This window comes from Thalassobaculum sp. (assembly GCF_965223715.1).
Taxonomy (GTDB): Bacteria; Pseudomonadota; Alphaproteobacteria; order Thalassobaculales; family Thalassobaculaceae; genus Thalassobaculum.
On the sequence record NZ_OZ245012.1, the window covers coordinates 1,183,451 to 1,202,964 of the forward strand.

General features: G+C 67.1%; 16 protein-coding genes. 6 read left to right on the forward strand and 10 right to left on the reverse strand.

Annotated features, from left to right (window positions below):
- Positions 1-5: 5 nt before the first annotated feature.
- From ACOQOP_RS05485 to ACOQOP_RS05500, 4 genes are all read right to left on the reverse strand, one after another.
- Positions 6-515 (reverse strand): DUF1499 domain-containing protein, encoded by a 510-nt coding sequence (locus ACOQOP_RS05485; RefSeq protein WP_420565315.1) that lies wholly within the window; start codon positions 513-515, stop codon positions 6-8.
- Between the two features lie 4 nt (positions 516-519).
- A complete protein-coding gene (locus ACOQOP_RS05490; protein WP_420565316.1) occupies positions 520-1,383 on the reverse strand; it encodes an isocitrate lyase/PEP mutase family protein in 864 nt (287 codons plus the stop codon).
- A 75-nt stretch (positions 1,384-1,458) separates the two neighbouring features.
- A complete protein-coding gene (locus ACOQOP_RS05495) occupies positions 1,459-3,375 on the reverse strand; it encodes an ABC transporter ATP-binding protein (RefSeq protein WP_420565317.1) in 1,917 nt (638 codons plus the stop codon).
- Entirely contained in the window at positions 3,372-5,267 is a 1,896-nt protein-coding gene (locus ACOQOP_RS05500; protein ID WP_420565318.1) for an ABC transporter ATP-binding protein, read from the reverse strand. The genes ACOQOP_RS05495 and ACOQOP_RS05500 overlap by 4 nt, the downstream gene beginning before the upstream one ends.
- Positions 5,268-5,431: 164 nt before the next feature.
- Between ACOQOP_RS05500 and ACOQOP_RS05505 the strand changes: the two genes are divergently transcribed.
- Positions 5,432-7,495: a glycosyltransferase gene (locus ACOQOP_RS05505; protein WP_420565319.1), complete on the forward strand. Its 2,064-nt coding sequence runs from the start codon at positions 5,432-5,434 to the stop codon at positions 7,493-7,495.
- Here ACOQOP_RS05505 and fliG read toward each other — a convergent pair.
- The 5 genes from fliG to ACOQOP_RS05530 all read right to left on the reverse strand — a co-directional run bounded on the left by fliG (position 7,489) and on the right by ACOQOP_RS05530 (position 11,597).
- Positions 7,489-8,511, reverse strand: coding sequence for a flagellar motor switch protein FliG (gene fliG, locus ACOQOP_RS05510; RefSeq protein ID WP_420565320.1), 1,023 nt, complete (start codon positions 8,509-8,511; stop codon positions 7,489-7,491). The genes ACOQOP_RS05505 and fliG overlap by 7 nt on opposite strands.
- A gap of 187 nt (positions 8,512-8,698) precedes the next feature.
- Positions 8,699-9,217 (reverse strand): hypothetical protein, encoded by a 519-nt coding sequence (locus tag ACOQOP_RS05515; protein WP_420565321.1) that lies wholly within the window; start codon positions 9,215-9,217, stop codon positions 8,699-8,701.
- Positions 9,218-9,248: 31 nt separating this feature from the next.
- Positions 9,249-9,848, reverse strand: coding sequence for a hypothetical protein (locus ACOQOP_RS05520; protein ID WP_420565322.1), 600 nt, complete (start codon positions 9,846-9,848; stop codon positions 9,249-9,251).
- A 9-nt stretch (positions 9,849-9,857) separates the two neighbouring features.
- Positions 9,858-10,466, reverse strand: a complete 609-nt coding sequence (locus tag ACOQOP_RS05525) for a MotA/TolQ/ExbB proton channel family protein (protein ID WP_420565323.1) — start codon at positions 10,464-10,466, stop codon at positions 9,858-9,860.
- A 243-nt stretch (positions 10,467-10,709) separates the two neighbouring features.
- Positions 10,710-11,597, reverse strand: coding sequence for an alpha/beta fold hydrolase (locus ACOQOP_RS05530; RefSeq protein WP_420565324.1), 888 nt, complete (start codon positions 11,595-11,597; stop codon positions 10,710-10,712).
- A gap of 85 nt (positions 11,598-11,682) precedes the next feature.
- On the opposite strand from ACOQOP_RS05530, the gene ACOQOP_RS05535 reads away from it, so the two are divergent.
- From ACOQOP_RS05535 to ACOQOP_RS05545, 3 genes are all read left to right on the forward strand, one after another.
- The gene (locus ACOQOP_RS05535) at positions 11,683-13,014 is read left to right on the forward strand and encodes an NAD(P)-dependent oxidoreductase (RefSeq protein WP_420565325.1); all 1,332 of its coding nucleotides are present in this window, start codon (positions 11,683-11,685) and stop codon (positions 13,012-13,014) included.
- Between the two features lie 16 nt (positions 13,015-13,030).
- Complete coding sequence (preA, locus tag ACOQOP_RS05540) at positions 13,031-14,338, forward strand: NAD-dependent dihydropyrimidine dehydrogenase subunit PreA (RefSeq protein ID WP_420565326.1); 1,308 nt, start codon at positions 13,031-13,033, stop codon at positions 14,336-14,338.
- A gap of 503 nt (positions 14,339-14,841) precedes the next feature.
- Complete coding sequence (locus ACOQOP_RS05545; RefSeq protein ID WP_420565327.1) at positions 14,842-15,756, forward strand: DMT family transporter; 915 nt, start codon at positions 14,842-14,844, stop codon at positions 15,754-15,756.
- Between the two features lie 129 nt (positions 15,757-15,885).
- On the opposite strand, the gene ACOQOP_RS05550 is transcribed toward ACOQOP_RS05545, so the two are convergent.
- Positions 15,886-16,521, reverse strand: a complete 636-nt coding sequence (locus tag ACOQOP_RS05550) for a TetR family transcriptional regulator C-terminal domain-containing protein (protein WP_420565328.1) — start codon at positions 16,519-16,521, stop codon at positions 15,886-15,888.
- 233 nt (positions 16,522-16,754) lie between these two features.
- On the opposite strand from ACOQOP_RS05550, the gene ACOQOP_RS05555 reads away from it, so the two are divergent.
- Together ACOQOP_RS05555 and hydA are read left to right on the forward strand one after the other, a co-directional pair.
- Positions 16,755-18,002 carry a Zn-dependent hydrolase gene (locus tag ACOQOP_RS05555; protein ID WP_420565329.1) on the forward strand — a complete coding sequence of 416 codons (1,248 nt, stop codon included), beginning with the start codon at positions 16,755-16,757 and terminating at the stop codon, positions 18,000-18,002.
- Positions 18,003-18,047: 45 nt separating this feature from the next.
- The gene (gene hydA / locus ACOQOP_RS05560; protein ID WP_420565330.1) at positions 18,048-19,505 is read left to right on the forward strand and encodes a dihydropyrimidinase; all 1,458 of its coding nucleotides are present in this window, start codon (positions 18,048-18,050) and stop codon (positions 19,503-19,505) included.
- Positions 19,506-19,514 lie beyond the last annotated feature (9 nt).

Consider the following 19,514-nt stretch of genomic DNA (forward strand, 5'->3'; position numbering starts at 1 on the left):
GCCTCCTATCGCTGAAGTCGGTCGAGGAAGTCCTGTATGCGCCGTGCATTGGTGCCGAGGTCGTGGCGGCCGATGCGCGACCGCGAGCGCAGGTCGACCCGGGTGCCGTCGCCCTCGGGGCGCAGGCGCACGACCACGTCGTCCTTGAACCGCATCATCGGCGTGGTGGCCACCGCTTCCAGCCGGCCCGCATCCGGTTCGGCCGCCCGGATCCGCCAGTCCATATCGATGGCGATGTCGCGTGCCTTCTCGAAGACGGCGCCGGGCGGGGCGGCGAGGGTGATGGAGGCGATCTCCGGGTAGCCCTGGCGCTGCTTGTCGGCGGAGTCGGGCGGATAGGGCGGTACAGGGATGGCGACGAAGGCCGGCGGGTCGGCGAGGTCGGTGGTGATGTCGTTGATCGCGGGCTTGGTGAACAGGGTCTGGAGCATCGGCGCGGTCACATACAGGACGGCCAGCACGGCACCGACAAGGATGCAGAGCAGTCCATAGGTCGCCGCACTGGCCCTTGCCATCGTCTCACCCCTCCAGGAACTCCTTGGTCCATTTCGCGTAGTCGGCGTCGCGGGTGACCCGCTTCATCAGCTCGCCCGAGGCCACGCCTTGCAGGTCGGCGGGCGCGGTGCCGTCGCGCAGGGCCTTCAGGGTGTTGTAGGTCGCCTGAACCGAGGCGGCGAAGGGCTGGTGGCCGGTCAGGCAGATCCGCACGCCCAGCGACGCCAGCCAGTCGGCATCGCGCAGGCTTTCCGGCAGACCGCCGAGCATGATCGGCAGGTCGGTCTCGGCCGCGACGGCTTCCAGGTCCGACTTCTCGGTGCCGCCGACCAGGAAGATCGCGTCGACCCCGGCGGCGTCATAGGCCTTCACCCGCTTGATGCAGTCGTCCAACCCGGTGACGGCCAGCGCGCTGGTGCGCCCGAAGATGGACAGGGACTTGTCCACGCGACCGGCGAGCGCCGCCTTCATCTTGCCGGTGCCTTCCTCGACCGAGAGCAGAGCGGTCTTGCCGCCGGAGCGGTGGGCGTAGGGCAGGACGGTGTCCTCGATGCTCATGCCGGAGATGCCGGCGATCTCCAGCTCCTCCACGGTGCGCTGGACGTTCAGCGCATTGCCGTAGCCGTGATCGGCGTCGACCATCAGGGGGAGGGCGGAGGCGCGGCAGATGCGGCCCGCCTGGTCGGCGAACTCGCTGAGGGTCAGCACGATCAGGTCGGGCGCGCCCAGCACGGTCATCGAGGCGACGGAACCGGCGAACATGCCGATCTCGAAACCGACCTCCTCGGCGATCCGGGCCGAGATCGGATCGAAGACCGACCCCGGATAGACACAGGCCTTGCCGTCCAGCACCGCCCGGAACCGTTCGCGCCGCTCACTCCACTTCATGCTCGTCTCCAACCCTCGCGTTTCTTGGGCCAGGAGACTAGCGGCGCCGCGCGCCCGCGGCCAGGGTGGAACCGCTCAGGTCTCGCGCTCGCCGGACGCGATGGCCTTGGCAACCTCCTCGGCCGGGATATCGTCGAACGAGGCGTAGTTCATCCGGTACAGCCGGGCGTAAAGACCGCCCGCCGCCATAAGCTCGTCGTGGCTGCCCTGTTCGACGATCTCACCGCCCTCCAGCACGATGATCCGGTCGGCCCCGCGGATGGTCGCCAGCCGGTGGGCGATGACCATGGCGGTGCGGTCCTTCAGCAGCCGTGCCAGCGCGCGCTGGATCTCCAGCTCGGTATAGCTGTCGATGCTGGCGGTGGCTTCGTCGAGCACCAGGATCTTGGCGTCGGCCAGCAGGGCGCGGGCGAAGCTGATGAGCTGGCGCTGGCCGAGCGACAGGTTGGCGCCGCGCTGGTCGAGCTGGGTGTCGTAGCCCTTGTCCAGGCGCAGGATGAAGTCGTGGGCGCCGACCGCCTTGGCCGCGTCCTCGACCTGTTCCCGCGTGGCGCCGGTCTTGGCGTAGCGGATGTTCTCCTCGATGGTGGCGGAGAACAGGAACGGCTCCTGCAGCACCATGGCGATGTGCCGGCCGAGGCTGTCCTGGGTGACCGCGCGCACGTCGCGTCCGCCGACCAGCACCTGGCCCTCCCACACGTCGTAGAACCGGTGGACCAGGGCGGTGGTGCTGGTCTTGCCCGAGCCGGTCGGGCCGACCAGGGCGACGGTCTCGCCCGGATTCACCTTGAAGGTGATGTTGCGTAGGATCGGGTTGCCGCGCTCGTAGCCGAAGGTGACGTCGCGGAACTCGATGGCGCCGTCGATCTCGGCCGGATCATCCGCGTCGGGCGCGTCCTGGACCTCCACCTCGACGTCCATGACCTCGAAGATCCGCTGTCCGGCGGCCATGGCCCGCTGCATGATGCTGTACTGCAGGGTCAGCGAGCGGATCGGGTCGAAGAAGCGCTGGACGTAGAACAGGAAGGCGACCATCACGCCGACATCGAGCGCGTTGTCGAGCACCATGGAGCCGCCGATCAGGATGACGATGGCCATGGCCGAGCCGGTGAGGGTGTCGACGATCGGCACCATCACGTTGGTGTAGCGCGAGGCGGCCAGATGGGCGTTCAGGTTCTCGCGCGCCTTCTCCTCGAACAGCCCGAAATTCACCGCCTCGCGGCGCAGTTCCTGGATCGCGCGGATGCCGTGGACGTTTTCAGCGAGCGCGGCATTTGTCGTGGAGCTGGCCTCGCGCGCCCGCATGAAGGCCTTGCGCGCCAGCGGCAGCCAGATGATGCGGACAAGCAGCAGCAGGGGCAGCACCGACAGGGTCAGCCCGCCCAGGACCGGGTCCAGGCTGAGCAGCACCACGACGATGCCGACCAGCAGCACCAGATCGCCGATGGCGAAGATCGAGGATTCCAGGAACTCCTGCAGTGCGTTGACGTCGCCCTGCAGCCGCGACATCAGCCGGCCGACCTCGGTGCGGTCCATGAAGGAGAGGGAGACCACCTGGAGATGGGCGTACATCGCCCGGCGCAGGTCGAACAGCAGCCGCTGGGCGGTCTTGCCGATCAGCGTCTCCATGAAGTGGTTGGCGGCGTAGTTCAACACCACGACGCCGAGGAAGGCGAAGACGAAGATCTGCAGCAGGTCGAGATCGCTCGCCCCGTCAGCCAGGGCGTGGTCGATGGCGGCCCGCACCAGCAGTGGCAGGGTGAGCTGGGTGAGGGTGAAGGCCAGCACGCAGCCCAGCCCGATCAGAAGCTGGCGCTTGTACGGCGCCAGATAGACCATGAAGCGCTTGATCACCCAGGGATCGAAGGCGCGGCCGAACAGCTCCTCGTCCTGGCTGATCTGCGAGCCGACGACGGCCAGCGGCGGCCGGTCGGTCTCGGCACCGCTGCCGTCGCGCCGGGCGACGTCGGTCTGGTTCTGCACCGGACTCATGACGCACCCCCAGTCTTCGGCTCCGAAACAGTCTTCGGCTCGGCGCCGGTTCTCGCCTGCAGCTCGTAGAGCTGGGCGTAGCGGCCGCCGAGCGCCATCAGGCTGTCATGGTCGCCGCGCTCGACGATCCGGCCGGCCTCAAGGAACACGATCTCGTCGGCATGCATCAGCGAGGACAGCCGGTGGGCGATGACGATCACCCCGCGCTCCTTGGTGTAGTCCTTGAGCGCCTCGCGGATGCGCCGCTCGGTGGCGGCGTCGATGGCGGCGGTGCTGTCGTCCAGTACCAGCAGCTTGGCGTCGGGCAGGATCGCCCGGGCGATGGACAGGCGCTGGCGCTGACCGCCGGAGAGCGACACCCCGCGCTCGCCCACGAGGGTCTCGTAATCGTTCGGCAGCGCCTTGATGTAGTTATGGAGCTGCGCCGTCTGGGCCGAGCGCTCGATGCTGGAGCGGCCGGCCCAGGGATCGCCATACGCCACGTTGTGGTCGATGCTGGCGGTGAACAGGAACGGCTCCTGCTGCACGATCGCCACCGTCTCACGCAGGGAGGCCAGCGTGAGGTCGCGGATGTCCTGGCCGTCGATGGTGATGCGCCCGCCGGTCACGTCGTAGTAGCGGCCGAGAAGCTGGGCGATGGTGGTCTTGCCGGAGCCCGGCGGGCCGACGATGCCGATCATCTTGCCCGGCCGCGCCTCCAGGTCGATGCCGGCGAGCGTGCGGTCGTCCTTGGCCCAGCTCGGATAGCTGAAATCGACATTTTCGAACCGGACCACGCCCTCACTCAGCGCCAGGTCCTTCGCCCCCGGCTTGTCGGCGATGGACGGCTCCAGGTCGATCACGTTGAACAGCCGGCCACCGCAGGTGGAGGCCCGGGCGATGGAGTTGATCATCCAGCCGATCTGCCGCACCGGCATCTGCAGGATCAGCATGAAGGCCAGCGCCTCGGTGAGCTGGCCAAGGGTGATCTCGCCCGCCGCCACCTTGGTGCCGCCGACCCACAGGGTGAGGCCCATCGCCAGGAAATAGACGAAGGTCATCTGCGTCGTGGAGAGCACGAACAGCCGGACGCGTCGGCTGGCGATGGCCAGCGCCTCGCTGGAGATCCGATCGTAGCGGCTGAGCTCGAAGGCCTGGGCGGCGAAGGCGCGGACCACGCGGATGCCGCCGAGATTCTCCTCCATCACGTTGGTCAGCTCGGACATCTTGTCCTGCATGATGATCCAGGTGTCGCGCAGCTTGAGCCGGGCAATGGAGGCGCGGATGCCGACGATCGGCACGAAGCTGAGCGCGACGCAGGCGAGGATCGGATCGTTTCGGAACAGGACGACGGCGCCGCCGCCGATCAGCACGGTCAGCAACACGCTGCGCAGGATTCCGGTGTCGACCCAGAGCCGCACACCTTCAATATCGAGGATGCCGCGGGTCATCAGGTCGCCGGTATGCACCCGGTCGTGCCAGGACAGGCTGAGCCGCTGGAGCTGGCGGTAGTAGTCGAGCCGCAGCTTGTAGCCGATGAGCTGGCCGACGGCCTCGCCCTGGTAGTTGTGCAGCATCGTGAACACGCCGCGCAGGATCGCCGCCCCGAGCAACAGCAGCGCGCTTGTCATCAGGGCCGATTCGGCCGCCCCCTGATCCGAAACCCCGGCGGCGGCATCGCGCAGCAGACCCTGGGCCTGGTCGACCGCCTGGCCGAGATACTGCGGCACCATGAGCTGGAACAGCCCGCCCAGGATCGTGGTCAGGACCGCGACGGACATGCGCCAGCGGTGGCGGAACGCCATGGCGGTGATCCGCAGCAGCACAGTGGCGTCCACGTTGGAGACGTCGATGCTGTAGGCGCCATCGACCTGGGTGTCGAGGCGCTTGGCGGTGTTGGGCGCGGGGGCCATGGGATCTTCCGTTGGGGGGAACGGGGCCGCGGACTATGCCAGAAGCATCGCGCGATGGCGAGGATGCTGGCCGGACCGTTAGAGGTCGAACGGGAGCCAAGTCCCGCGGAGTGTCGCCGACTTTCGGCAAGTCCCTGTATAAGTGTGCTGTGCCAGAAATTTTCGTGGCAGATTTCGCGGGCACGCCGATCCGTCACGATCGTCTGCCCACGATGTGGTCCCTGAACGGTTGCCCAATGAAGCTCTCGGTGCGCGAAACGAAAACGGATACGCATTTCGCTGGGGGGTCGGATGTCGCCGCGGTCTGGCAGGCGCTGAACCTCGGAGACCTTGTCGAGGCGCGACGGTGCTATCAGGCGGCGTCGCCCGCCGAGCAGGACACCGCGCCCTGTCAGTTGGCACAGGCAGCGCTTCTGTTTTCGGAAGGGGAGATCGACGCAGCGGGTGCCGCGATCGACGCGTTCTGCGAACGATGGCCGGACAATCTGGACGGAATCGAATGGGCCATCCGGATCCATCAGGTGGCCGACGCCCAGGGTCGCGCCGAGCGGATCGGCGGTCTCGGACGACGGGCGATCGATCTTTCTGCGGCCTATATCAAGCTCTGGCTCGCCCAGACCGGGACAGGGGTGATCCCGCTGGTCGAACAGATCGTCACGAGCGCGACCCTGTCCCACGGCGCAAGGGCCCGCCTCTGCGAGGTTCTGTTCAACGCCAGACAACTGGACGCCGCGGTCAGGGAGCGGATCTTTGCCGCACTGGCGCCCAAGATCGGGACTTGGCCGCCGGACAGCCAGTTGTTCTGGGCCACCCTCCTGCTGCTGTTCAGCGACAGGACCGAAGAGGCGGTTCGGTGGATCCGCGACCTTCTGGATCGAGACGCCATCGAGCCGCACGCCTTTGCCGGCCTGCAATTCTCGATCAGCCGGGCGATCGGATCGGGCAACATGGAGCTCTTCCAGGTCCGGCACGATCTCCTCACGGCGATACACGCCCGGTGGCAACAGCGCCTGGAGACGGCGATGGAGCCGGCGGACCGGGCACGGCTCACGGCGCAGCGTCAACCGGCGGAGCGAACCGGCCGGATCGCCATTCTGGCTGCGCCGTTGGTCGGCCGCGCGCATGCGCCGACGATGCGGGTGTTGGAACTGGCAGCCGCCCTGATCCGCGATCACGGCTATCAGGTGCGGATCTTCGTCGGTGGTCCAAGCTTCTTCCGCCCGACCGCGCCGGTCGCGGTGGCCACGATGTACAACGCTCCGGCCGATAAGCTCCTGGTCCCTCACGTCGAATTCGAAGGATTGGAAATCGGCCTCACGGGCAACCTGATGGACGACGGACAGGCCCGCAAGCCGCTGCTGACGGCGGCGCAGATCCTTGAATTTGAACCAGACGCGGTGATTGCCTATGGCGACGCCTCGCCGGTGCAGGGGCTGCTGGCGGGCCGGGTGCCGATCTTCCTCATGCCGACCGGTAGCGGCGCGCCGGTGGGCGCCCTCGACCGCTTCGCCTGTGAATGGCGCGAGGCGTCACTGTGGGACCTGGTCGCAGAAGGCCGGTGGCCGGGGCATCTGACGGAGCGGGCCGTGTTCGGCGCCACCGGGGCACGGATCCCCCGCCCGATCGTGCGCATGAGCCGCGCGGAGATCCTGCCCCACGCGTCATGCATCCTGGCGATCGCGGGCACGCGGCTGGTCAAGGAACTGCGGGGCGCCTTCGCCAAGCGCCTCGCAGAGGTTATGGCGGCGCGGCCTACGGTGCACCTGCTGCTGGTCGGCGGCGGCGATCGGTCCGATCTGATCGGATGCGAATTGCTGCCGGTCCAGGACAGGGTTCACACAATCGGCTTTGCGCAGGATCTCGCGGGACTGTTCTGCGGCTGCGATATCGTCCTCAACCCGGACCGTCAGGGCGGCGGCACCGGTATCGCCATGGCGATGGCGGTCGGATGTCCGGTCCTGAGCCTGAGGACCGGCGACGGAGCGACGCTGCTGGCAAGCGACGATCTGTCGGTGGATCTGGACGCCTATTTCGATCGGCTGGACCGGCTGATTGACGACGAGACTCTGCGACGGAAGGTCGGCGGGCGCATGCCGGAGCAGGTTGAACAGATGCTCGACTTCGAAAGCGGTGTCGCGACGGTTGCCCGGACGGTGGAAGATTTGGCCGCCGCATTCCGCGCCGGCCGTCTGCCTCCGCCGATAACCCCGGCACCGGCCGATCAGTAGACCAGCTGGTCGTCGCCGCTGGAGCCGCCGAGCACGATCTCGCCGCGGTCGGCCAGGTCCTTGGCGGACTGGACCATGGCGGTCTGGCTGTCCTCCACATCCTTCAGACGGATCGGGCCCAGCGCCTGCATGTCCTCGCGCATCAGTTTGGCGGCACGTTCGGACATGTTGCCGAAGAACAGGTCGCGCAGCTCCTCCGAGGCGCCCTTCAGCGCGATCGTCAGTTTGTCCTTGTCCACCGCCCGCAGCAGGGTCTGGACGCCGGCCGGGTCGAGGCGGTTCAGATCCTCGAAGGTGAACATCAGGGAGCGGATCTTCTCGGCACTGTCCTTGTTGCGCTCCTCCAGGGCCGACAGGAAGCGGCTCTCGGTGGCGCGATCCAGGCTGTTGAAGATCTCGGCCATCATCTCGTGGCTGTCGCGCCGGTTGGTGCGCGCCAGGTTGGACATGAACTCGGTGCGCAGCACCCGCTCCACATCCTTCTCGATGTCCTTGTTGACCGCCTCCATGCGCAGCATGCGCATGACCACTTCCATGGCGAAGTTCTCGGGCAGGGTGGCCAGCACCTTGGCGGCGTGGCTCTGGCTGATCTTGCCGAGGATGACGGCCACGGTCTGCGGATATTCGTTCTTCAGGTAGTTGGCCAGGACCTGCTCGCTGACATTCGCCAGCTTGTCCCACATGGTGCGACCCGCGGGACCGCGGATCTCCTCCATGATGTCTTCCACCCGGTCCTCGCCCAGCACCTTGGCCAGGAGACGCTGGGTCGAATCCATGGAGCCGACGAGCGAGCCGGTGGAGGAGACCTGCTCGGCGAACTCGACGAACAGCCGCTCGACGATGTTCGAGGAGACCATGCCGAGTCCGGCCATGACCTGGGAGATCTCCTTGATCTCCTCATCGTCCATCTGGCCGAACAGGGCGGCCGCCTGCTGTTCGCCAAGCGACATCAACAGGATAGCGGCCTTTTCCGGGCCGGTGATGCTGCGGTAGTCCTCGCGGGTACGCTGCCCCATGGTGCCGTCTCCAAAGCCGACAGAGCCGCGCCGACGACCCGGTGACGGACCACCGGTGGCGCTTGGCCGGTACGCGTCGCTTCTAGGTGCTTCGCGTTACTAAATCGTAACGAAACCGCGGGTAGATTTCGAGACTTTTATATATTTCGGATGTTTCGAACGGTTACCTCGACCCAATCCCCAGCTCTCAGATCCGGAGATCGCGCGGGTTGTGGAAGCGCGGCATGGAGGGTGGCGCCTTGGTCGGGGGCAGGGGCGGCGGCACGATCTCCACGTTGAGGTCGCCGAAATCGCCCGGCCGGCGGTTCTCGAACGGATTGCGCAGGACCAGCTTGCCCTGCTTCTCCATGGCCGTGTCGATGTCCTCCTCCAGCTTCTCGGCCAGACGCAGGTCCCAGGGGAACTTGTAATAGCGCGGCTCCCGTTCGCCATTCAGCCGCAGCCACATGTAGATCGCCTCGCCCTCGGCCAGACTGACCGCCAGCACCTCGGCCGCGTCGGCGTTGCGCTGCATCCATTCCATCTCCTGCGGCTTCGGCCGGCTGAGGAACTCGACGAACTGGATGTAGCTGATCGGGATCAGCAGGGTGGCGACGGTGACGGCGCTGATCCGCACCCAGGGCAGGCGCGGGGCCCAGATCGCCAGACTGGCGAGGGCCGCGGCGACCGCGGTGCTGATGGCGAAGACGTAGATCAGGTTGTCCATCCGGTCCTCCGGGTGTCCCTGTCCGGCGTCGCTAGTTGCCGGTGATCAGGGGATAGCGCAGGGTGCTAACGCTGTTCTCGACAAGATCGCCCTCCGACGACAGGCGGAATCGGAAGGCGGTCTCCTCCTGGTTGTAGCGACGCAGCTCGACGGTGGTCTCCAGGATCTGCCGGGTCTCCTCCCGGGGCTTCTTCACGCTGACCACCACCTTGACCGGGATCGCCCGGCCCTGGGGCGGCGGGCCGTACATGTGGACGTTCACGATGTACTCGCCGGACGGGATGCCGCGGCTGTAGCTGACCTCGTAGTTCTCGTCGGTGGCGTCGCCGATGGCGCCCAGGTCGTCGCGCAGCAGGTTGAAGATCTCCCCGCCCTGGTTCCAGAACCCGACCGGTCCCTCACCGGGCGCCTTGACCCACAGGTCGACGTCGTTCTCCAGGTCCGAGGGCCAGTGCATCTCGACGATGACGTTGCCCGGCGCGTTGTCGTCCTTGGTCTCCTGCTTCTCCCGGCTGATATGGGGCAGCAGCATGATCACCATCGCGACGAAGCCGATCAGGGCGAGCATGATGACGTCGCGGAAGACCGTGTCGGTGCCGTCCTCCTCGAAATCGTCGAACGGATCCTCCATGGCCGGACCCTAGCCGCCGTCGCCGAGATCGATGGTTTCGGTCAGCAGGTCGACCGTGGCGCTGGCCAGCAGCCGGTAGTTCACGATCAGCCAGACATAGAGCACCGCGCCGACCAGGGTGGTGTTGAGCGCCACTGACATGCCGGAGATCAGGGTGGCCACCATGTCGGCAACGTTGTCGGCATCGGCGGCCCGGCTCGGATCGACGCCGGACAGCGCGATGATGAAGCCGATCACCGTGCCGATCAGGCCGAGGAAGACCAGGCTATTGGCGACGTGCCGGACGGTGGCGATCCGCCGGCCGAGCCGCATGCGCAGCACTCCGCGCGGGCTCTCCCGGTCGTGGGTGAAGCGGGCCTTTTCGAGATACTGGGCGGAGGGTGTGTCGGCGCCCGGCTCGGCGTTGCGCAGCTCGTCCAGCTCGCCGCTGGTCTGGCCGACACGCATCGCGCAATAGAGGAAGCCGTAGGAGAAGACGGCGACGATGACCAGCGACAGTTCGATCAGGTCGCCCTTGATCACCGCGTCGAGCCAGCCCTGCAGGTAGGCACCGGTCAGCAGCGCGGCGGCCACGACATTGATCAGCACGAAGCGGACGATCAGCAGGTATCGGAACATCGCACCGGTCACCGTAGGGAGGCCTGTCGATATCAGACCCGCTCCGGCGGGCGGGCACAAGCGGGAAGGGTGGGTGGCTGTTGTTCCTCCCTCATCCCTTCTCGTCTTCCCGGACTTGATCCGGGATCTAGAGAAGTCGCCGCTGGAGTACTGGACGACTCTCCCAAAAGTCTCAGCGCGCGGCTTCCCTGGATCCCGGATCAAGTCCGGGAAGACTTAGAAGACGGAGGGGGATAGGTGGTCTTACCCCACCAGGAACGGCACCAGCGCCGCCAGGGTGGCGTCCGGATCTTCCTCGGCGAGGTAATGACCCGTGTCGATCGCCTCGCTGGCGACCGGGCCGTCGCAATACTGCTTCCAGATCGCCACCGGGTCGTACCACTGGCCGATCTTGCCCTTGGTGCCCCACATCACCAGCAGCGGGCAGCGGATGCGGTCGCCGGCCTCCCGGCTCTCGCGGTCGTGCACCAGGTCGATGGTCGCCGCCGCGCGGTAGTCCTCGCACATGCCGCGGATCATCTCCGGGTCGCGGGCGGCGGCGAGATAATCGGCAAGGGCATCCGGATGGAAGAATCCGTCATCCTTCGGCTCGCGGTTGGTGTGGGCCCGGAACCAGGTCTCCGGTGCCGCCGAGATCAGGCTTTCGGGGAAGGGGTGGGGCTGGGCGAACCAGAACCAGTGATAGTAACCCATGGCGAAGGCCATATCGGCCCGCTCGAAATGCTCGAGGGTCGGAACGATGTCGAGCAAGGCCAGCTTCTCCACCCGGTCGGGATGGTCGATCGCCAGCCGGTGCGACACCCGCGCGCCCCGGTCGTGGCCGACCACCCGGAACCGGTCGTGACCCAGCGCCGCCATCAGGTCGACCAGATCCCGGGCCATCGCCCGCTTGGCATAGGGCGCATGGTCGGCCGTCGCCGGCGGTTTGTGCGAGCCGCCATAGCCGCGCAGGTCCGGGCAGACGACCGTGTACTGCTCGGCCAGCCGCGGCGCCACCGCGTGCCACATGGCATGGGTCTGCGGATTGCCGTGGACCATCAGCAGTGGCGGCCCGCTGCCCCCGTGACGCAGGCGCATCGGTCCGGCACCGATCTCCACCGTCTCCAGGGCCATGCCCTCAAAGAACGACATTGGCGATCCTCCATAAATTTGACCACTTGATAAAACTTTTGACGACAGGCACGCTTTTCCCCTGGTCCGGCCATGGGAGAGTGCCATGACGCATGGTTTCGAGGGAGCGGACGTTAAGGCCGGCAGGCTGACGTCGGAACAGGTCGCCGCGAACTTCGCGGATCTCCACCCGCCGCTGACCCGGCACGAGGCGGCGGTCGCCGCCGACCGCTGCTACTTCTGCTACGACGCGCCGTGCATGACCGCGTGTCCGACCACCATAGACATCCCGATGTTCATCCGCCAGATCGCCGCGGACAACCCGGCGGGTGCGGCGAAGACGATCTTCGACCAGAACATCCTGGGCGGCATGTGCGCCCGGGTCTGCCCGACCGAGACCCTTTGCGAGGAGGCCTGCGTGCGCGAGGCCGCCGAGGGCAAGCCGGTGGAGATCGGCCGGCTGCAGCGCTTCGCCACCGACCATCTGATGGCGGCCAATACCCACCCGTATGAGCGGGCCTGCAACACCGGGAAGAAGGTCGCCGTGGTCGGCGCCGGCCCGGCGGGGCTCGCCTGCGCCCACCGGCTGGCGATGAAGGGCCATGCGGTGACCCTGTTCGACACCAAGCCGAAGCCCGGCGGGCTGAACGAATACGGCATTGCCGCCTACAAGACCCCCGGCGGCTTCGCCCGCGAGGAGGTCGATTTCGTGCTGGGCATCGGCAACATCACCTTGGAGACGGGCAAGGCGCTCGGCCGAGACATCTCCATCGAGGGGCTGAAATGGGATTATGACGCCGTGTTCCTCGGCATCGGCCTTGCCGGCGTGAACGCGCTCGGCGTGCCGGGCGAGGAATTGCCGGGTGTGGAGGATGCGGTCGAGTTCATCGCCGAGCTGCGGTCGTCGCAGGACCCGTCCTCGCTCGCCATCGGCCGCCGGGTGGTGGTGATCGGTGGCGGCATGACCGCGATCGATGCGGCGGTGCAGTCGAAGCTGCTGGGGGCGGAGGACGTCACCATCGTCTACCGCCGCGGCCAGGAATCCATGAACGCGAGCCTGTTTGAGCAGGATCTGGCCCAGACCAAAGGTGTGACGATCAAACATTGGGCGAAACCGGTCCGCGTGGTCTCCGAAGGCGAGCGGCGGGGCGTGGAGTTCGAGTACACCCGCGCCGGCGCCAAGGGGCTTGAGGGAACAGGCGAGACGTTCTTCGTCGCCGCCGACGTGGTGCTGAAGGCCATCGGCCAGACCCTGGAGGCGCCGGAAGGCCCGGCGACCGAGCGCGGCCGGCTGGTGGTCGACGACGAGTTCCGCACCAGCCTCGACCGGGTCTGGGCCGGCGGCGACTGCGTGGCGGCGGGCGACGACCTGACCGTGACGGCGGTGGCCCAGGGCCGCGACGCCGCCGAAAGCATCCACCGCGCCCTGACGGCGTGAGACGGAGGATCAGAGCATGGCAGACCTGCGCAGCGACTTCGTCGGCATCAAGTCCCCGAACCCGTTCTGGCTGGCGTCGGCCCCGCCGACGGACAAGGAATACAACGTGGTCCGCGCCTTCCAGGCCGGCTGGGGCGGGGTGGTGTGGAAGACCCTCGGTCTCGATCCGCACATCGTCAACGTCAACGGCCCGCGCTACGGCGCCGTCTGGGGGGCGGATCGCCGGCTGCTCGGCCTGAACAACATCGAGCTGATCACCGACCGGCCGCTGCAGACCAATCTGGACGAGATCAAGGCGGTGAAGCGCGCCTGGCCGGACCGGGCGGTGGTGGTGTCGCTCATGGTGCCCTGCGAGGAGGTCTGCTGGACTGAGATCCTGAAGCAGGTTGAGGAAACCGGCGCCGACGGGGTGGAACTGAATTTCGGCTGTCCCCACGGCATGTCCGAGCGCGGCATGGGCTCCGCCGTCGGCCAGGTGCCGGAATACATCGAAATGGTCACCCGCTGGTGCAAGCAGAACACCCGCATGCCGGTGATCGTGAAGCTGACCCCGAACATCACCGACATCCGCTACCCGGCCCGCGCGGCGAAGAAGGGCGGCGCCGACGCGGTGTCGCTGATCAACACGGTGAGTTCCATCACCTCGGTCGATCTCGACCTGATGGCGCCGGAGCCGACGATCGACGGCAAGGGCAGCCATGGCGGCTATTGCGGGCCGGCGGTGAAGCCGATCGCCCTCAACATGGTGGCCGAGATCGCCCGCGACACAGAGACGGCGGGGCTGCCGATCTCCGGCATCGGCGGGGTGACCACCTGGCGCGACGCGGCGGAGTTCATGGCGCTCGGCGCCGGCAACGTGCAGGTCTGCACCGCCGCCATGACCTACGGCTTCCGCATCGTGACGGAGATGATCGACGGCCTGTCGCGCTGGATGGACGGCAAGGGTTACGCGCGCACCTCGGACTTCACCGGGCTGGCGACGCCGAACGTGACCGACTGGCAGTACCTGAACCTGAACTACGTCGCCAAGGCGCGGATCGACCAGGATCTCTGCATCAAGTGCGGCCGCTGCCACATCGCCTGCGAGGACACCTCGCACCAGGCGATCACGGCGATGAAGGACGGTGTGCGGCACTTCGAGGTGATCGACGCCGAATGCGTGGCCTGCAATCTCTGCGTCAATGTCTGTCCGGTGGACGGCTGCATCACCATGGAGAAATTGCCGGCGGGCAGCGTGGATCCGCGCACGGGACGGACCGTCCAGGCCGACTACGGCAACTGGACCCAGCACCCGAACAACCCGTCCTCGGTGGCGGCCGAATAGGGCGGTGGAGTTGGGGTAGGCGGGGCGCAGCTCGAGCCCAAGCCGTCGTCCTGACGCAAGTCAGGACCAGGCCGCTGACCCCTCCACCCCTTCGTCATCCTGATGCAAATCAGGATCTGGAGCCGACCCTGACCTGGGAGTGTTGATCCTGACGTGCGTCAGGATGACGGGAGAGGGACGGCGGGTTAGCGGTAGTCGGAGTAGGGGCGTGGAATAGGGGAAACGCGGAGCGCAGGCCGAAACCCAGCCGTCGTCCTGACGCAAGTCAGGACCAGGCCGCCGACCCCACCACCCGATCGTCATCCTGATGCAAATCAGGATCTGGAGCCGAGCCTGACCTGGGAGTGTTGATCCTGACGTGCGTCAGGATGACGGGAGAGGGACGGCGGGGTAGCGGTAGCCGGTGGAGGCAAACGCCCCTTGACCGGGTCGCCCTGCGGCCGCACACCCCTGGGGCGCCCGACCGGGGCGCCGACCGACATAACGGAACCCGCCGATCCCGCATGACCGACACCTCCCCCGCCCGTCTGGAAGCGCTAAAGGGCCATGCGGCCATGCTGCTCTTCGCCACGCTGATCAGCGGGTCGTTCACCCTGGGCCACCTGACGGCCCCGCATATCGACCCGGGTGCCCTGACGGCCCTGCGCTTCGCCCTGGCCGCCGGCGTGATGGCGGGCGTGATCCTGGCCGGGCCCAAGGGCGAGCGGCGGCTGACGGTCACCGCGCCCTGGCGCTTCCTTCTGCTCGGCGTGCTGCTTGGCTCCTATTTCGTGCTGATGTTCGAGGCGCTGCGGCTGACCGACCCGGTGAGCCTCGCGGCCGTCTTCACCATGACGCCGCTGATGACCGCGCTGTTCGGCTTCCTCATCCTGCGCCAGGGGATCAGCCCGCTGGTCGGCGGCAGCCTGCTGCTGGCGGCGAGCGGGGCGGTCTGGGTGGTGTTCCGCGGCGACGTCGGCGCCATGCTGGCCTTCGATGTGGGGGCGGGCGAGCTGATCTTCCTCGGCGCCTGCGTCTGTCACGCGCTCTATATCCCGCTCATCACCGTGCTCAATCGCGGCGAGAGCGGCAAGCTCTTCACCCTGTGGACCGTGCTCGGCGGGTTCCTGGTGGTGGGGTTCTACGCCTTCCCGGCGATCCTGCGCACCGACTGGACGGACCTCCCGGCGATTGTCTGGGTGACGGCGGTGTACATCTCGGTCTTCGCCTCGGCGCTGACCTTCTTCCTGATGCGTTACGGCGCCCTGCGGCTGCCGGCGGCCAAGGTGATGGCCTACGGCTATCTGATCCCGACGGTGGTGATCGTGCTGGAGGGGCTGAGCGGCCACGGCTGGGTCGAGCCGCCGGTGCTGCTCGGCGTGGCGGCGACGGTCCTGGCGCTGCTCATGCTGGTCGCGAACCGGGATGTGGCGCGGTAGGGAAAAATCCCTCCCCCTCTTAACTCACTCCCCGGATTCATTCCGGGGCCTACGCTTCAATGGAAACGATCGTGTGGGGTGATGAGTGGGCCCCGGAACAGGTCCGGGGAGTGCAGGAAAAAAATTCGGTCAGGTGTCCGGCCGCAATCCCCGCAGGATCACGTCCTCCATGAACCGTTCGGCGCCGGCGTAGCGCGCGGCCTCATCGGTCTGGCGGCCGATCACCGCCTGAACCTGGGCGTCGAAATCGGCGTAATGCTGGGTCGTCGCCCAGAGCGCGAAGATCAGATGATACGGGTCGTGGGGCGCCAGCTTGCCGTCGGCGATCCACTCGCGGATCACCGCCACCTTCTCGTCCACGAGGCCCTTCAGCTCGCCCTCCAGCACGTCGCGGATCAGGGGTGCTCCGGCCAGGACCTCGCCGGCGAAGAGGCGCGATTCCTGCGGCCGGTCGCGGGACATCTCCAGCTTGCGGCGGATATAGCCGCGGATCTCCGCCAGGGGTTCGCCCGCCGGGTCGAGGGCGATCAGCGGTTCCAGCCAGGTCTCAAGCGTGCGGCCCAGGACCGCCCGGTAGATCTCTTCCTTGCTGGCGAAATAATAGATCAGGTTGGGCTTCGACATGCCCGCCCCGGCGGCAATCTCGTCCAGGGTGGCGCCGGCGAAGCCGCTTTGGGCGAAGACGTCCAGGGCCGAGGACAGAATCCGGCCTTCCTTCTCCACCTGGATGCGTGTGCGGCGGCGGGTTTCTGCGGCGCGGGCCATGCGTCTCCGAGACTGTCTCCAGGGCCCGATAGGCGCATGATTCTGCACAAAAATCGGGCAGGCGGCGGGCAAACTATGACCTTGACCGGCAACCATGGCCTGATAGCCTAGTTTTTGACCATTTGGTCAAGGTCATGGTGATTACAGGCGGAAGTCGCGCGGCCTGCAACCCCCAAGCGGTTGGGGGCTTCGGCGGGCGGGCGGACTCCCGGGCAGGAACAGGGGAGTCCGGCATGTCGGCGGCGAGCAATCTTCGGATCAACGGCGATCGGCTGTGGGACAGCCTGATGGAGATGGCGAAGATCGGTCCGGGCATCGCCGGCGGCAACAACCGCCAGACCCTGACCGACGAGGACGCCGAGGGCCGCGCCCTGTTCCAGAAATGGTGCGAGGCAGAGGGCTGCACCATGGGCGTCGACAAGGCCGGCAACATGTTCTTCCGGCGCGAGGGCACCGACCCGGACGCGCTGCCGGTGTATGTGGGCAGCCATCTCGACACCCAGCCGACCGGTGGCAAATACGACGGCGTTCTGGGCGTGCTCGGCGCCCTTGAGGTCGTGCGCACCCTGAACGAGGCCGGCGTGAAGACCAAACACCCGATCGTCGTGGTCAACTGGACCAACGAGGAGGGGACGCGTTTCGCTCCGGCGATGATGGCCTCCGGCGTGTTCGCCGGCATCCATACCCTGGACTGGGCCTATGCCCGCACCGACCGTGAGGGCAAGAGCTTCGGCGACGAGCTGAAGCGCATCGGCTGGGTCGGCGACGAGGAGGTCGGCGCCCGCAAGATGAAGGCCTTCTTCGAGCTGCATATCGAGCAGGGCCCCATCCTGGAGGCCGAGGGCAAGGATATCGGCGTGGTGACCCACGGCCAGGGTTTGAGCTGGCTGCAGTTCACCGTCACCGGCAAGGAGAGCCACACGGGCTCCACCCCCATGCCGATGCGGGTGAATGCCGGGCTCGGCATGGCGCGGATCACCCAGCTCGTGGACGAGATCGCCTGGAGCCACGAACCGCACGCGGTCGGTGCCATCGGCCACTGCGAGGTCTACCCGAACTCCCGCAACATCATCCCGGGCCGCGCGGTCTTCACCGTGGACTTCCGCTCGCCGAACAAGGCGGTGATCGAGGACATGGAGACCCGGCTGAAGGAAGGCGCGCAGAAGATTTGCGACGAGATCGGCCTGACCATGGAGGTCGAGAAGGTCGGCGGCTTCGATCCGGTCGAATTCGACAAGGGCTGCGTCACCATGATCCGCGAGGCTGCCGAGCGTCTCGGCTACAGCCACCGCAACCTGGTCTCCGGCGCCGGCCATGACGCCTGCTGGATCAACCGGGTCGCACCGACCGCCATGGTCATGTGCCCCTGCGTCGATGGGCTGAGCCACAACGAGGCGGAGGAGATCTCCCCCGAATGGGCGCGGGCCGGCACCGACGTGCTGTTCCAGGCCGTGGTCGAGGCGGCGGAGATCGTCTCCTGACCTAGCTATCAACAAACAGATCCGCAAAGGACAGAGGAGGAGTAGATGGCGAGCAAGGTGATCAAGGGCGGGACCGTCGTCACCGCCGACCTGACCTTCGAGGCGGATGTCCTGGTGGAGGGCGGCCGGATCACGGCCGTAGGTCCGAACCTGTCCGGCGACGAGGTGCTGGACGCCGCCGGCTGCTACGTGATGCCGGGCGGGATCGACCCGCACACCCATATGGAAATGCCCTTCATGGGCACCTATTCCTCCGACGATTTCGAGAGCGGCACCCGCGCCGGCCTGTCCGGCGGCACCACCATGGTGGTGGATTTCTGCCTGCCGGCCCCGGGCCAGTCGCTGCTGGAGGCGATGCAGGCCTGGGACAACAAGTCATCCAAGGCCTGCGCCGACTATTCCTTCCACATGGCCATCACCTGGTGGGGCGAGCAGGTCTGGAAGGAGATGGAGACGGTGGTCGATCGCGGCATCACCACCTTCAAGCACTTTATGGCCTATAAGGGCGCGCTGATGATCGACGACGACGAGATGTACTCGTCGTTCCAGCGCTGCGCCGATCTGGGTGCGATGCCCCTGGTCCATGCCGAGAACGGCGACGTGGTCGCCCAGCTCCAGGCCAAGCTGATGGCCGAGGGCAATACGGGACCGGAGGCGCATGCATATTCCCGCCCGCCGGAGGTGGAAGGCGAGGCGGCGAACCGCGCCATCATGATCGCCGACATGGCCGGCGTGCCGCTCTACATCGTCCACGTCTCCTGCGAGCAGGCGCACGAGGCGATCCGTCGGGCCCGGCAGAAGGGCATGCGCGTCTTCGGCGAGCCGCTGGTCCAGCATCTGGTGCTGGACGAGAGCGAGTATCAGCACCCGGACTGGGACCATGCCGCCCGCCGGGTGATGTCGCCGCCGTTCCGCTCCAAGCTGCACCAGGACGGGCTGTGGGCCGGCCTCGCCGCCGGCAGCCTGCAGGTGGTGGCGACCGACCACTGCGCCTTCACCACCGAGCAGAAGCGCTACGGCGTCGGCGACTTCACCAAGATCCCGAACGGTACCGGCGGCCTGGAAGACCGCCTGCCGGTGCTGTGGAGCCGGGGGGTGAATACCGGCCGGCTGACCATGAACGAGTTCGTGGCCGTCACCTCCACCAACATCGCCAAGATCCTGAACATGTACCCGCGCAAGGGCGCGATCCGCGAGGGTTCCGACGCCGATATCGTGGTGTGGGATCCCAAGCGCTCGAAGACGATCACCGCCGACAAGCAGCAGTCGTCCATCGACTACAACGTGTTCGAGGGCATCGAGGTGACCGGTCTGCCGCGCTACACCCTGACCCGGGGCGAGGTCGCGGTGGTGGAGAGCGAGGTGAAGGCGCGGCCCGGCCATGGCGAGTTCGTGAAGCGGCCGCCGAACCCGGCGCCGAACCGGGCGCTGTCGACCTGGAAGGAGATCACGGCCCCGCGCAAGGTGATCCGCGATCCGGCCAAGATGCCGGCCGGCGTCTGATCCGCATAT

Coding starts and splice junctions, on each gene's coding strand:
- ACOQOP_RS05485 (WP_420565315.1), bottom strand. CDS start 515: ATGGCAAGGGCCAGTGCGGCGACCTATGGACTGCTCTGCATCCTTGTC.
- ACOQOP_RS05490 (WP_420565316.1), bottom strand. CDS start 1,383: ATGAAGTGGAGTGAGCGGCGCGAACGGTTCCGGGCGGTGCTGGACGGC.
- ACOQOP_RS05495 (WP_420565317.1), bottom strand. CDS start 3,375: ATGAGTCCGGTGCAGAACCAGACCGACGTCGCCCGGCGCGACGGCAGC.
- ACOQOP_RS05500 (WP_420565318.1), bottom strand. CDS start 5,267: ATGGCCCCCGCGCCCAACACCGCCAAGCGCCTCGACACCCAGGTCGAT.
- fliG (WP_420565320.1), bottom strand. CDS start 8,511: ATGGGGCAGCGTACCCGCGAGGACTACCGCAGCATCACCGGCCCGGAA.
- ACOQOP_RS05515 (WP_420565321.1), bottom strand. CDS start 9,217: ATGGACAACCTGATCTACGTCTTCGCCATCAGCACCGCGGTCGCCGCG.
- ACOQOP_RS05520 (WP_420565322.1), bottom strand. CDS start 9,848: ATGGAGGATCCGTTCGACGATTTCGAGGAGGACGGCACCGACACGGTC.
- ACOQOP_RS05525 (WP_420565323.1), bottom strand. CDS start 10,466: ATGTTCCGATACCTGCTGATCGTCCGCTTCGTGCTGATCAATGTCGTG.
- ACOQOP_RS05530 (WP_420565324.1), bottom strand. CDS start 11,597: ATGTCGTTCTTTGAGGGCATGGCCCTGGAGACGGTGGAGATCGGTGCC.
- ACOQOP_RS05535 (WP_420565325.1), top strand. CDS start 11,683: ATGACGCATGGTTTCGAGGGAGCGGACGTTAAGGCCGGCAGGCTGACG.
- preA (WP_420565326.1), top strand. CDS start 13,031: ATGGCAGACCTGCGCAGCGACTTCGTCGGCATCAAGTCCCCGAACCCG.
- ACOQOP_RS05545 (WP_420565327.1), top strand. CDS start 14,842: ATGACCGACACCTCCCCCGCCCGTCTGGAAGCGCTAAAGGGCCATGCG.
- ACOQOP_RS05550 (WP_420565328.1), bottom strand. CDS start 16,521: ATGGCCCGCGCCGCAGAAACCCGCCGCCGCACACGCATCCAGGTGGAG.
- ACOQOP_RS05555 (WP_420565329.1), top strand. CDS start 16,755: ATGTCGGCGGCGAGCAATCTTCGGATCAACGGCGATCGGCTGTGGGAC.
- hydA (WP_420565330.1), top strand. CDS start 18,048: ATGGCGAGCAAGGTGATCAAGGGCGGGACCGTCGTCACCGCCGACCTG.